Genomic DNA, 12,834 nt, shown 5'->3' with positions numbered 1-12,834 from the left:
ACAACGGCGCTGACCTCAGGCATCTGGCGCGAGTTGAGAGAGGGCGAGCAACTCGAGGGCTTTCAGCGCCAAGGTCTGAGGCCGTCGTCCCTCAAGCACGCTTTTACCGTACGGATTGGAGCAGGTGCCGATGCGACGATGGCTTCGAGTCCCGGCACTGAGCCGCAGCCGTGGCGTGAGCGTGTCGAACAGCTCGGAGCATTATTGCGTGCTGAACTGTTCCTGACTAACCCGCTGCATTGGGACGCTTGGCGCGCCGCCGCTGTCGCTCACTACTACCTCTTCGCAATGGGGGCGGACCCGACTGGGGCTTCGGTGCCGAATCTTTTGGACGACCTGGGTGTCGTAGCGGACGACCACAGTCGGGACAAGAGCTCGTTGAACTCGCCGCAAAGACTGCGCTCACACATGCGCTCGCTCTTTATAGCGGTCGTCGCTGAGTCGGACGGCGCGGATCCACTCGTGCCGATCGACGAAATCCTTACCTCTCGTGATCTCGGTTCTGGGCTCGCAGGATGTCGTCGGCTCGCGAACCAGCTACATGAGGTAGGGGTATTCACAGATTTCGAGGTCAATGCATTTGCTCGAGCAGTGAAACGTCGAGAGGTGGCGATGAAGAATGGCTTTTGAAGGTTTGCGTGCCACAGATCAGGAACCGGCGGAACAATCCGAGATGGTTTTTGTCGGCATCGGCGCACAGGTTGTTGGCCGCCGCGCCCGGCAGAACGACTCTTACAGCTGGGGACCACGCTGGGCGGTCGTTGCCGACGGGGCAGGGGAAGACGAGCGCGCCCGGCCGGCCGCCGACACGGCGGTCGACTACTACACAGACCTTCACGACTACGAGGCGCAAGCATTCCCGGCCGCGTTCCTAGATGCCCCGCGAAAGATACGAGACCGACTTCTGAATAAGGGCAATCCCATTGGCACTACAGCCGTCGCTGCAATTCTCGGCCCGGGCGAACTACTCTGGCTCACCTCGGTGGGCGACAGCCTCATCGCCCTGCTTCGAGGTGGCAGCATCCTCCACCTCTCTCGCCCGCACAATCGAGCCAATGAGCAGTATGCGCTGGATTCGAGTGCGCGGCCGGAGTCCGCGGCCTCAACTTCGCTCACGCGAATGTTGAGCGCCCGCGCCGTATTTGCCCCGGACGTCTCAGTTGTCGTTCCATGCGACGGCGACATCGTCCTCGCGGTCTCGGACGGTGTTTACGGCCCGCTCGGCTTGCAAAAGTTGGTGGATATCGCGTCGCGCTCCGAAATATCCGAACTCGCTCGCGTCGACGAAATTCTCCGCGCCGCGGGTGAAATCGGTATCGACGACAACGCCACCATTCTGTTGCTCACCATCGAGGCCCACGGAGCAAGCCGATGACCGAAATCATCCCCCCGACCGATGAGGCACCCATTCCGCCTGGAGGCGCGTCGTCAGCGGACGAATTTTATCTGAGTTCGTCCGGCGCCCAGATCCTGGTAAACCGCTCGAACCCGCTGGGCGTAGGCGGCTCGTCCAGAGCCTTCCCGGCCGAATACCGGCTCACGAGCGAGGACGGGGCCGCATGGTTGGGCGACGCGCGACCACTTGCGGTGAAGTTTGTTCCGACCCCCGGTGAGGCTTACATGGGGACTACCGACATCCCAAAAGCGCGTAAAGCGGAGCGGGCAGCCTACTACCGAATTGCTCGCAGCCTGCATGGAAGCGGACGAGGCCATACGCTAATGCACTGCTTCGATGTGATCGGTGACCCGGATGCTATTGAACAGGATAAGACCTGCGGTTTCGTACTCGAGCGCGCCGGAGTTTCGGTCAAAACCTACCTCGACCGGGTTCCGGATGAGTACGTTGACGTCTACGTCGCGATCGTCGTCGTCTCCGCTTACCGCGCGCTCATAGACCTCGACAGCATCGATATCAGCCACAGGGACCTCACCCCGAGCAATTTGTTCGTACCGTTCGCTGACAAAGAGCGCGGCAGCGTTCTACCGCATTCTGTGCTGATGGGTGACTTCAGTCACGCCTTCGTAGACGGCGAAGAGTACGGGGACCCAACAACCGACGGTATTCGCACGGGCTATCCTCTCGTCCAGCCGCTCGACCGGTGGTCACCGGACAGCTCAAAGTGGCGAAGCCATAACGGGCTTCCAGACGATCTCTTCTCGCTCGGCGCGACGGCCCATATTCTCCTCTCGGACGACTTCGGCACGCCGTTCACTCTTCGAGGGGAGCGCCTGCACTATAAGGAGCAGCCGACCATTGACCCAAGAGAGGTCCGTCTCGAACCGGAACAGCGCGCCACTCCCGACGTGCCGGCGCTGCGGCAAATCGTGGACCTGCTATTAATCGAGCCGGGGCCGAACGCCCAAGTGGATAACAACGTGGGCGTCTTGGTCGACGAGTTGCGAACTCAGATTGTCCAGTTCATGGCAAAGCACGATCTGCACGACATTCTCTTCCCAGCCCGCTATGCGGAGGGAGACCCGCGCTACGGCGTGCTCAAATCATGGTCGGCAGTGCCGGCGCCACGCGCACGACGAGCTCCGCGGGGTCAAGAGGCCGCTCCTAAGCCGACTCGCACTAGTACGAAGTTCAGTGTTCCGGGTGCGACGACTATGAACGAACCGACGCCACCCGCACCACTACCCCCGATCAGCGCGCGAACAGAGTGGTGGCTCAGTCGCGTTGTTGCACCCACACTGGGTGTAGTAATCGCTGCAGGCATCTCGGCCTGGTTCGGCTCGATTGTCGGGCTTGAGCCAGCATGGTTGGTGCAGTGGTTTCCGCTGTACTACGTGGCGGTCGCCATCGCCCTCGTAACAGTATGCATAGTGAGCACGCGCACAACCGGTGATTATGAGGAGCCAAGTCACTCACAGATATGGACGGGTGTGGCGCGACTAACCGGGTTGGCCGGATTGGCCGTTCTCGCACCCGTACTCGCGATGGCGCTCGTTGTCGCTGCTTTCAGTCTCCTTCCGACTGCAAACCCTGCGTTTCCGCTTTGGGACTGGCCCCAATGGTTCGCTTGGCTCGGCCTTTCTGCAGTCGGATTCCTCGTCGTTGTCCTCATCGTGATCGCGACGGACCCCGCGCAGCGTGGAAGCGCAGTTTCATGGGCACGCGGCCTCGCTGTCTTCGGTATTTTTATCTTGCTCATCACCTGGGCAGTTCAGTTCATTATGGGACAAGCACAACCCGGCGCCGCTGACGTCTCGGCGGCGTGCGGGGCGACGGTGCTGAGGTTCACTGCACCAACCACGCGAGTCTGCATTCCAGCGATCGACCCTTGGCTAGACCTGGTCGAGAACGACGAAGGCGCCACCGTCGGCGGTTCTCTCTGGACCGAGGCCGGTTGGCCCACTGATGTCTCAACTACGTCGACCGGCATGTTCGTCGCGGCTGCACGCTCGACGTCCGCACCCTGCTCGACCGTCTACGTGGTTGCCGCGACGGACGGCTCACACAGCGAGATTGGGCCTTCGGCCCCGAACGTACCGCTGTATGACGGCTCCGGCGCTCTCGTAATGCGCGCAGCGCTCCAGCCTGCGACACCGGTCGGTAATGCCGGCCGACTCGTCCTGGGAGGACGACCCTTCGCAGTGGCCAGTGCGTCCGAATCTACGGGGTCAGGCGTGAGTAGAATCTCCATCTATCGCGCCAGCGTCGCGCGCGGGCTACTCATCGAGCAGATAGGTGGCACGGACGTCGTTGCCTGGTCCGAGCAGCGAGATTGTCCGGCAGCGCAGAGTGAGGCAATCGAAAATAAGGCCCGCATCCTGATCGGTACGATTCAGATCACGAGCGACAAACGGATTGATCCACCACTGATCGCAGTCGATGTAGCGGGGCTGACTAGCATCGAACAGGCGACAGTAGAAGACGTCATCATCGCGCAGCCCGACGGCGCGACGGTCGAGCCCGCACCTCCGCTCACCGCCGGGGTGATCGCCGCTGCCCGTCTAGGCCTCAAAGGGGACGACTCGATAGAAGTGCGCTTTCTGACCTACGTCCCAGATTTCGTGCCGCCCGGTGTCGTGCTCCGATCCGTCAGAGACTGGCAAGAGTTCGACCGCGAAGATGGATCAGTCGAACGCCTCGCCATCGCGGATGTCGGCCCTCACCGAATCGTCCTCGACGTTCGCGTTAACCCTGGTCCTGATGGCGTCTTCGCCCCCAGAAACAATGCGCTGATCGACAAAATCCAATCCAGCCTCGTGATTAGCCCGGCTCCTACGGCCGTAGGTGCCGTCTAATTTAGACCTCAGGAGACTTCGATGTTCAACCCTTTCAAGCTCCGGCCTCGGGCCGCCGAGGAACCGCAGTCCGCTCCCGTTGATAAGATGTGTCCGGCATGCCAGGAACGATTCCCCAAACCCATCTATCTGATGGACGGTGAACCCGCAGAAGAACGACCCCGGCGGTACGATTACGTCGAGTCAGCTTACAATCGAGCCCTCGCAGTATGGCGAGGAAAGGGAATTGGAACATTTTGCCCGAACGGAGACCCAATTCCGGAGGACATGTTCGATTACGATCAAGTCATCATCACCTTATGGGGGCAAAGCGGCTCCTCCAAGAGTCACTTCGTACGTGCCCTGGTGCAGGGTTTGGCGGCACAAATGTTCGGCGAGTATGCTATTGGCTCCGTGCATCCACATTCACTTGCCCTTTACGAGCGGGTGTATGGCGGCAAAATCACCCCGACCTTGAGTCTGGGGCGGACTACGACTAACACAACATTCGTCTCGGCGGACGGCACCGCGGAACGCAATCCCGAACGGAATACGGATGACAGACGTCAGGGTGTAGTCATTCGCCTCAAGACCACGAGCGAAGACGGCGTTCAGCGAGAACTGCAGCTTGTCATCTTCGATCCGGCGGGCGAGGAACTCGACGGCCGCGACGACAAGGCTTACTACCAGGCGACCGAGTTCAGCATCGGGGCGAACATCTTGGTGTTCTTCGTGCCACCGCCTGCGCTGGGCGAGAAAGTGGATCCGTCCGCGCTCCGCTCGGGGATGATGCGAGAAGGACAAACGCCTGTAAAGACGCAGAATATTGTCGCCAAAGCTCTCTCCGACGTGCGAGAGGCGCAGATGGATAAAGATCCGACTGTCATTTTTGCCCTAGCTAAGGCGGACCGGCTGCGTGGTGCAAAGGACTTTCCGAACGAGGTGCTCGAACCACGTTCGTTACGAAGGTCGACTCTCTCGGAGTACGCAATTGGCATTCGCGACCAGGACGACCAATTGAATGATTATCTGGTGAACATCGAGGCAGTCGGAACCACCAATGCCGCTTCTGTTTACAGTTTCCCGTATCACATTGTTGCGATCGGCGGAATTGGTCACGATGAGGACGGAGTTGGCGCGCCGGCAAGTGAATCTCGAGCCATGCCTTCGGGTCGTGCCGCCGTAGGTTCGGAGAGTGCGGACCACAGCGGTGATCCGCTGCTGATCGGTCTGCTCAATCTCGGTTACCTGACGACCGTCGGCCAGCGCTCGACATCTGAGATAGCCTGATGGCCTCGATAACAACCATGATCCAACTTGACCAGGCGGTCTACTCGTCCTCCGCCGCCGGCATAACCGGGGGGCTGGGTTTCAGTATCGTCGGCATTTCACCTACTTGGCCCGGACCAACAACAACGACACTTCGCGGCGTGGAGCCATTCGTAGAATTTCTCCCACAACAGTATCTGGCCGATCTCGAATCGGGTGTTATGAACCCGCCGACAATTGTTCAGATCGTAACAGTTGAGTGGGGGCGCATCATTGCCCGAAAGTCGTACATTCGCGACGCCTCGGGGCCAGGTGGACGCTACGTTGTGCACCTGCTCTGCGACGCTTCGAAGCAGATCGACTTAACCGGGGCCATAACTGTTGCGAATTCACCGCAGATGATTACGACATGGGCTTTTGACGCGCCCGCCGAGCCTGCGATGTCGGTTCTCGCGGCTCCGTTACACGCCCCCGAGTTTGTCGAGCCGTCCCCCTTAGCACGCAGCCTCGCAGGCGCATTGCTGACCCGGTCACGCCGCAAATTGCCGTTATGCATCGTCGTCCCCGGAGAAGATCCGATCCCTCTCCTGCAGGCGGCAGCCAGTCTGCTACCCACGGGCTTGACGCGCAAACTAAACATAGATACCGCGTCTGTGGATCCCGGACGGACCAATTGGGACGTTGCATTCGTGGATCCCGAGTACGGCACGATTCCCGCCGGGCGTACATGGATCGTGACTGACCTGACGGTACCGCTGGATCTGAACGAAGGGGAGACCATCGATCGCCTCATTGCTCTCCGGCGACTAAAGTTGCAGCCGCCGGAGGATGCAGATTTTGACGCCCTTGTGCATTGGATTCGGGCTCGAGAAGTTTTGCTTTTACATCCTATGGAAGCAAGCTCCGAGGATATGGCTTCGATTCTTGACTCGCCAGAATTTGGTGACTGGCTGATGTCCGACTCATCAGCAGGATTGGCGCTTGCACGCGCCATGATCAAACTACCTGCGCTATCGACTCGGGTGCGTTTGGATCGCCTTGCCTCCCACCAGCGTAGCCGGCTGGCTGCTGCGATAACTTCGGAGCTCTCGCGAGCATTCATGGATCCTGCGCAGTGGAACTATGAGCTTCGTGGGCTGGCGCGATCGGCCGATTCTGGAGCATTCGATTCAATGCTGGAGGATCGGCTTAACGTACTTATGCGTAATGGCGGACTGGACTCGTCACACGTAAGCGTATTTCCGGGGTATCTCGATCGCCTCGCGTCGCGAGGGACGCAGTCAGATTTTCCAGTTTGGTCGGCAGTTCCAGGACTTGTTCTCGTTTTCGCGAACGTCAACCCGGCATACCAGGACTGGGCTCTCGATCAAATCTTCCTCGGTCCCGGCTTCGCCGCGTCGCTGGGGTCTACCGCTGGCCATTTGATTGGTCTTGATCGCGGCCGTGCCATTCGTGCGCTTCAGACCTGTCTCAGTCGAGATGACGGCGCTCAGCTATTCTCGAATGTATTGCACAGCCTCGATGGCGCAACGGCGATCGCAGTCGTGGACGTAGCTCTCGATGTTGAGGCCGTGTCCGCGTCGATGATTGAGAGCCTACTCAAGGCGGGACGAGCTGACTCCGACCAGTTGACAGCACGGTTCTGGTCTCGCATCGCCGCCCGGTCCGGCTTTGACGATTCCGTTCAGGCCCTCCGTAGCAGAGTGGTAATCGATCCGCGCACGGGTCCGATCGACAGGCTCCGACATCTCGCCCCCCGAGTGACAGCAGGTTCTCCCCCCGCGATGGGTACGCGCAGTTCACGTGAACCGAGTTCGTCCGTGCGCATACAGCAGCCGCCCGCCACTGACCCTGCCCTGTTCGAAGACCCGCCGCCCAGTCCGAAGCCGCTTTCGTTGGCTGTGCCGCCCTTGTCGATCACCGGAACGCCTGACCCGGTGCAGACCGGTAGGCGGCCGTCGAAGGGTGTTGCTGAGCGTCGTGCCCATGCACTGCGTGTGAGTGTCGCGCTGCTGGTGATGTCTGCCGCGATCGTTCTCGTGCACCTGGCACCGATTTCGTTCTGGCCAGTCTGTGGCGCCATCGTCATTTTCTGGCTGGCCCAGATCCTTCTCCTTCGGGGGCGACGGCGCGATTGATCGATGATTCGCAGCGGCCTTCAGGTCCTCCGTCGCTCAGACAGTTGGAAACAGAGCGGACTACAGCATCTAGATCTGCCCTGCTTGGAAGGTCGCTAGCCAGGGGTTCAGCCCCTCCCCAGCCCTGCCAGCTTCTCCGTTAATAGAGATAACGTCAGTTTGGTGTGGGTTAGGCTGATGCGCACGAAGCAACGAGCGGAAGCGGAGCGAGATGCCTGCTGGGCGTGAAGTGTCAGATCGCTACTTTTCGATGATGTGCGAGATGAATGAGCAAATGGCTCAGCGGCGTTACGCCGCCGCACTCGCCCGAATCCGGGATGGCTTAGAGTGCGCCCCTGATGCGCTCGTCTATTTCAAAGAGCGCCATCCTTCCGTAGGCCTTCCGCCGAGCATTCCGGTCATAGATTCAAAGGCCGGAGCCGTGGTCGCGCTATTTGGCGCAATAGACGCGATAGAGAAAATGGCTGAATTGGTCGAATGGATCCAGTTATTGGAGCCCGGCTGGAAGGTCCCAGATGTTGCTCGCTACAAAGCTGATGCACGCCTAGTTGCCACACTTAGAAACATCCTAGAAAAATCGCCCATTTGCGACTAAAATTCGCTTAAACGCGAGGTTAGCCAGCCAGATCGTAGCCGCGTGGCACGCATGATCGACTGGATGGAAAAGAACAATGAACTGAGTGTGCACAAAGAAGCAAATCCGGTAATTGTCCGCTGGGGTCCAGCGCCTTTGAAGCCTGTAGTTTCTGGCCGAACCTTCCGTCGAGATGTATCCCCCGTAGCTGTACCCGTTGGAACCTTCGCAGAAGACCAAGTTCGAGCTCCAGCAACGGGCGCTCATGATCGTTTTAGACAGCGCCCCGCCGCTCACCTGAAGAGTGGGCGGACAGTGATGCAAACGGTCGATCAAGAAGGAGCTCGATGGGCATTTGGTAAACCTCGGCAGGCTCCAGGGGGTGGGGAACTGACGGAGTATGTACGAATTGCAGGCATGGTTGCCCCTGTTCACCAAGACCTTCCTTATGCCGTGATCCGTGCGATTAGCACCGCTCGCCGTGACTACATTGTTCTAATGGACCGCCAATTGACAGTACACGTTCTGGATTCGAACGGGGAGGAGCGACTGTCTTTCGCGCTAAAGAACAATCCAGACATTGTGGCTGCGTCAAGGCGCCTGCGCTCAACCGATAAACTTTATAGCGCTATTCGCGGTATTGACGTTTCATTGCGCGACTCGTCAGTCGCCTTTTGCTTTGTGGATACATTCTGGTGGTTCACCGCTCAAGAGGAGCTGGTGTGCTGCGCTCGTCTTGGTGATGGTGATGAAGGAATTGTGAACAAGGGTGAGTTCGCGGTTGCCCTTTCGCCCGGTCAAGCTTTGGAGCCCGCATACGACGCGACTGATTCAATCGAGGGCGTCGAGTGGCTCTACTTCCTACAGTTGTCCGATGTCAGCGACACCCTCTGGCTTGCCACCTACCATGGGCGGCTTCTTTGCGTGACGCGAAATCTCGTCGTTGATGGCGCGTGGCAGCTCCCGTCCGGTTTCATCGAGAGACTTGACGAGGAACCGTCTACCGTGATGATGCACTACGGCGATACGACTCTCGGCCTAATCTGAGGCGGCTCGCTAACTCAACGCTAACCGTCGCCCTTCACTGGCCCTGGCGGAAGCCAAAGCTGATCGGCGGCGAGTTTGATCATTGAATATGGCGGTGGCGTCGATGTCGCTAGATGCAAAGCTAGATGGCGCAACGCCCGCTTAGCGGCTCCTGTCACCTCGTTCCCGTGTGCGGGTGGGTGTGTGGGGTGATGCCGAGGTGCGGTTGCCGGTGCGGCTAAGTGAGGTCACGGCGTCCTGCGGGGGCCGGCCCTGGTTGGTGGAGGCGCGCATGCGCACGGTGATGTCCTCGGCACTGATGCCCGGGCCTGCCAGGCTCGCCGCGTACGCCTCGCGGCGCTCGGCGCTGTCGTAGGCGTTACCGGCGTCGGCGCGCAGCGCCGTCGACTCCGTGGAACCCTGGCGTACCGGCTGACCATCGTTGACCGACTGGGCGCGTAGCTCGTTCGGGACGTCTCCTCCGTCGCCGCCGCGCTGAGCGTCCTGATCTTGTGTCCGGGCTTCGCGATCGAGTTGATCGACGACATCCATGGGACGATCGCGGTCTTCGTTCGGGGTGGCTGCACGGTCGAGTCGGTCGGCTTCCGCAATGAGCTGCACGGCTTCTGTGCGCTCCTCACCGGCACTGGCGCGCTCGTCGGCTACAAGGGTGGTGACGTCCACCCCGTGCCGCTCCTGGACCTCCCGCGCGATGACATCAGACGCCGCGGCTGCGGCGGGCTCGAATTCCTTCCACGCGGTCGCCGTTTCGGCCACCCGGGCGATGTCGGGGATGGTGGCGTTGTTCCACCACTCGAGCTGGTTCACGACGTCGAGCTGCGCGCGTGCGACGGAGCGCTCTGCCTCGAACCGTGTCGACAACTCACGCGCGGCGTCCGTGTCTCGACGCTGCGCGTCTCGGGCCATCTCCTCGCGCAGTCGCGCGAACTTCTCGCCCATCTGCATCGCTACGGTCAGTGCTGTGCGTGCGGTTGCGTTGAGGTCTTCCTCCACGCCGCCATCGTCTGCGTCACTCATGATTGCTCCCCTTCGTTGTGATCGGCTCTGTCATCGGTCGCGGTCATCGTCGCGTCCCCGTCCCGGCATCAGCGGCGGCAGATCGTCCACCGGAATACGCTCCGTCCGCTCGACCTTCGACGGGACCGGGGACCCTTCCCCGTAGCCGCGGTTCGAGTTGCGCCGCTGCATCAGCAGGCGACCCTCCGCCGACAGGTTGGGCGTCGCCGCACTCCCCCGCTGCGGTGCCGGCGTGGTCTTTGCGGCGTCGGGAATGGCAGGCATCCGCTCGGACACGCGCATCATCCGCTGCTCCATCATCGAGCGCCCCGATGACGAAGCACTTCACCGTCGTCCTGGCGACGGAGCCGGACGGTGCCGCGCTGGTGGATCAGGAGCAGATCAACAACCAGGTCGCGGAATACGGCATCTGGCTCGCCAACCTCGGAGACGAGCCCGGCATCGAGGCCGCCTCGGTCACGGTCGAGACGGCTCCCGACACGGGCACGCGCCTGCGCGGTGAGGTCGAGGGGTCGATGGATCCGGACGCGCCGCTGTTCGCGCGAGCAATGCTCCAAGAGGTCGTAGAGACGTACCCGGTCGGATCGGCCACGATCCACGCCTACATCGCCCTGACGTTCACGGCGACCGCGCGGATCAACGGGAAGCGCCGCAACGCCAAGGAGGTCGCCGCGGACCTCTCCGCCCGCAGCCCCGGCTTGACGTCTTCTCTCGCGGCGACGGGGGCGGGCGCAGCGCGCCCTCTGAGCGCGCAGGAGCTATGCGAGGTGGTCCGTACCGCGTACGACCCGGACGCGGCGCTCTTGATCGATCAGGCGCGTGCAGAGGGCGAAATGGCGGACCTCTCCTGGACCGACGTCGGCCCGGCGGGCGCCGAAGCGCAGTGGGACTCGTACCGGCACGACGGTGCGGTGTCGACGTCGTGGACGATGACGGCGCCGCCGCGCGGCGTGGTCCAGTCGAACATCCTCGCTCGCCTTCTGGCACCGCACCGTGACATCGCCTGCAAGCGCGTCACCCTGCTCTACCGGCCCATCGACCCCGCCCGCGCCGCAGCGCTCGTGGAGGCGGGCCTGAACGCCGCCCAGTTCAACTCCTCGGCCTCCACCAAAGCCGCCCGCCTGCGGATGCGGCCCGCGTTCGGCTCGCAGGACTCCGCCTTCGCCGCCGCCCTCCCGCTGGGGCTGGTCCTGCCCCGGAACCTGCGCATCCCCAACGAACTGCGGGAAATCCTGTGACACACCCCGCCACCACCAGGACGGCACTGGACACACGTCCGGTGCCGTCCCGGGTTAACCCTCAGCCCTCACCCGACTTTGTCGTCGTTCCGACCCTTCTTGGAGGCCCCCAGTGAGCATCACCACCAAGTTCTTCTCCCGCCACCGCGACACCGAGCCCGCCGACGCGATCGCTGCCGTCGACGGAGACGAGCTGCCCACCGGCGCCGTCGACCAGAGCGAGGAAGCCGGCGACGTCGAAGCGCTCGACTCGGCCGTTCCCACAGGCGCGGTCGGCTCCCCGTCGGCGGACGCTGCCGCGTCAGCAACGGCGGACAGCCGGGGCGTGTCTCGCCGGACCCGGAAGGCGCAGGAGGAGAGTGCCGCGGCCCGCGCCGCGGCCTCGCCGCTCGCCCGAGAGAAGCCGTCCAAGCGGTCGCGGAAGAAGCGGGCGATCCCGCACCAGGGCGGCAGGCAGAAGACCGAGAAGGGATCGGCGCCGAAGCGGCCGATGCGGCCGACGTCGACGGGATGGCTCGGCCGCGGCGGCGGACAGGCCGTCTCGATCCAGCCCGCCGATGAGTTCCGCGCGACGACCGTGCAGGTGCGCGGGCTGTACCCGTTCTCGGTTGGAACGGGCACGCCCATGATCGGTGTGCCGCTGGGGAAGAACCTCACCACCGGGGCCTCCGTGCTGTGGGACCCGATTTCGTGGTTCCAGCGGGCGCAGCTCATCTCGAACCCGTCGATGTTCGTCCTCGGCAAGCCGGGCCTGGGGAAGTCCTCGCTGACCCGCCGCATGGCGACCGGGCTCGCCGGGTACGGCACCATTCCGCTGGTCCTCGGGGATCTGAAGCCCGACTACGTGGACCTGATCCGGGCGATGGAGGGACAGGTCATCACCCTCGGCCGCGACCGCGGCTACCTGAACATCCTCGACCCCGGCGAGGCGACCAGCGCGGCGAAGCGCCTGCGCGACGACGCCGACCAGGTGCTCGAGCAAGCCGCGGAGCTCGACGCTCGCGGCGGCGACCCCACGGAGCTGCACCTGCGTGCGGTGAAGGCGCAGCGCCTCGCCGCTCAGGTCCTCGCGGACGCGCACGGCCGCCGGCACACGATGATCGCAGCGCTCCTGACGATCCTCCGCTCTCAGCCACCCACGGACCGGGAGGAGACGATCATCGACCGGGCGCTCAAGTACCTGGACGAGCACCACGAGGGCATCCCTGTCCTCGCGGACCTCCTCGCCGTGATCCAGGCCGCGCCGGACGAGATTCGACAGGTCGCGCTCGACCGCAACGACCTCAAGCGGTACAAGGAAATCACCGAGAACCTCGAAGCG

The 12,834-nt window shown here is 62.3% G+C and carries 10 protein-coding genes and 1 pseudogene; 9 read left to right on the top strand and 2 right to left on the bottom strand.

The genetic code is table 11. The annotated features are described in order from the left end of the window. Positions 1-138: 138 nt before the first annotated feature. From C5D36_RS16540 to C5D36_RS16515, 7 genes are all read left to right on the top strand, one after another. Positions 139-630: a hypothetical protein gene (locus C5D36_RS16540; RefSeq protein ID WP_146083701.1), complete on the top strand. Its 492-nt coding sequence runs from the start codon at positions 139-141 to the stop codon at positions 628-630. Further along, positions 620-1,375, top strand: a complete 756-nt coding sequence (locus C5D36_RS04705; protein ID WP_104295309.1) for a PP2C family serine/threonine-protein phosphatase — start codon at positions 620-622, stop codon at positions 1,373-1,375. Before C5D36_RS16540 ends, C5D36_RS04705 begins: the two co-directional genes overlap by 11 nt. Further along, complete coding sequence (locus tag C5D36_RS16535; RefSeq protein ID WP_146083700.1) at positions 1,372-4,251, top strand: hypothetical protein; 2,880 nt, start codon at positions 1,372-1,374, stop codon at positions 4,249-4,251. Before C5D36_RS04705 ends, C5D36_RS16535 begins: the two co-directional genes overlap by 4 nt. 267 nt (positions 4,252-4,518) lie before the next feature. Further along, positions 4,519-5,520 carry a hypothetical protein gene (locus tag C5D36_RS16530; RefSeq protein WP_146083699.1) on the top strand — a complete coding sequence of 334 codons (1,002 nt, stop codon included), beginning with the start codon at positions 4,519-4,521 and terminating at the stop codon, positions 5,518-5,520. A 17-nt stretch (positions 5,521-5,537) separates the two neighbouring features. Continuing rightward, a complete protein-coding gene (locus C5D36_RS16525; protein ID WP_146083698.1) occupies positions 5,538-7,637 on the top strand; it encodes a hypothetical protein in 2,100 nt (699 codons plus the stop codon). A gap of 262 nt (positions 7,638-7,899) precedes the next feature. After that, positions 7,900-8,232 (top strand): hypothetical protein, encoded by a 333-nt coding sequence (locus C5D36_RS16520; RefSeq protein WP_146083697.1) that lies wholly within the window; start codon positions 7,900-7,902, stop codon positions 8,230-8,232. Between the two features lie 42 nt (positions 8,233-8,274). Beyond that, a complete protein-coding gene (locus tag C5D36_RS16515) occupies positions 8,275-9,258 on the top strand; it encodes a hypothetical protein (RefSeq protein WP_146083696.1) in 984 nt (327 codons plus the stop codon). Positions 9,259-9,399: 141 nt separating this feature from the next. On the opposite strand, the gene C5D36_RS04690 is transcribed toward C5D36_RS16515, so the two are convergent. Together C5D36_RS04690 and C5D36_RS04685 are read right to left on the bottom strand one after the other, a co-directional pair. Next, a complete protein-coding gene (locus C5D36_RS04690) occupies positions 9,400-10,275 on the bottom strand; it encodes a hypothetical protein (protein WP_146083695.1) in 876 nt (291 codons plus the stop codon). 30 nt (positions 10,276-10,305) lie between these two features. Further along, entirely contained in the window at positions 10,306-10,575 is a 270-nt protein-coding gene (locus tag C5D36_RS04685; RefSeq protein WP_104295305.1) for a hypothetical protein, read from the bottom strand. Between the two features lie 11 nt (positions 10,576-10,586). On the opposite strand from C5D36_RS04685, the gene C5D36_RS04680 reads away from it, so the two are divergent. Further along, positions 10,587-11,513: an SCO6880 family protein gene (locus tag C5D36_RS04680; protein ID WP_104295304.1), complete on the top strand. Its 927-nt coding sequence runs from the start codon at positions 10,587-10,589 to the stop codon at positions 11,511-11,513. A gap of 112 nt (positions 11,514-11,625) precedes the next feature. Then, positions 11,626-12,834 (top strand): annotated as a pseudogene (locus C5D36_RS04675) (hypothetical protein); the annotation flags it as partial.

This window comes from Rathayibacter sp. AY1C6 (genome assembly GCF_002931535.1).
Taxonomy (GTDB): domain Bacteria; phylum Actinomycetota; class Actinomycetes; order Actinomycetales; family Microbacteriaceae; genus Rathayibacter.
This window is presented reverse-complemented; position numbering and strand designations above follow the sequence as displayed.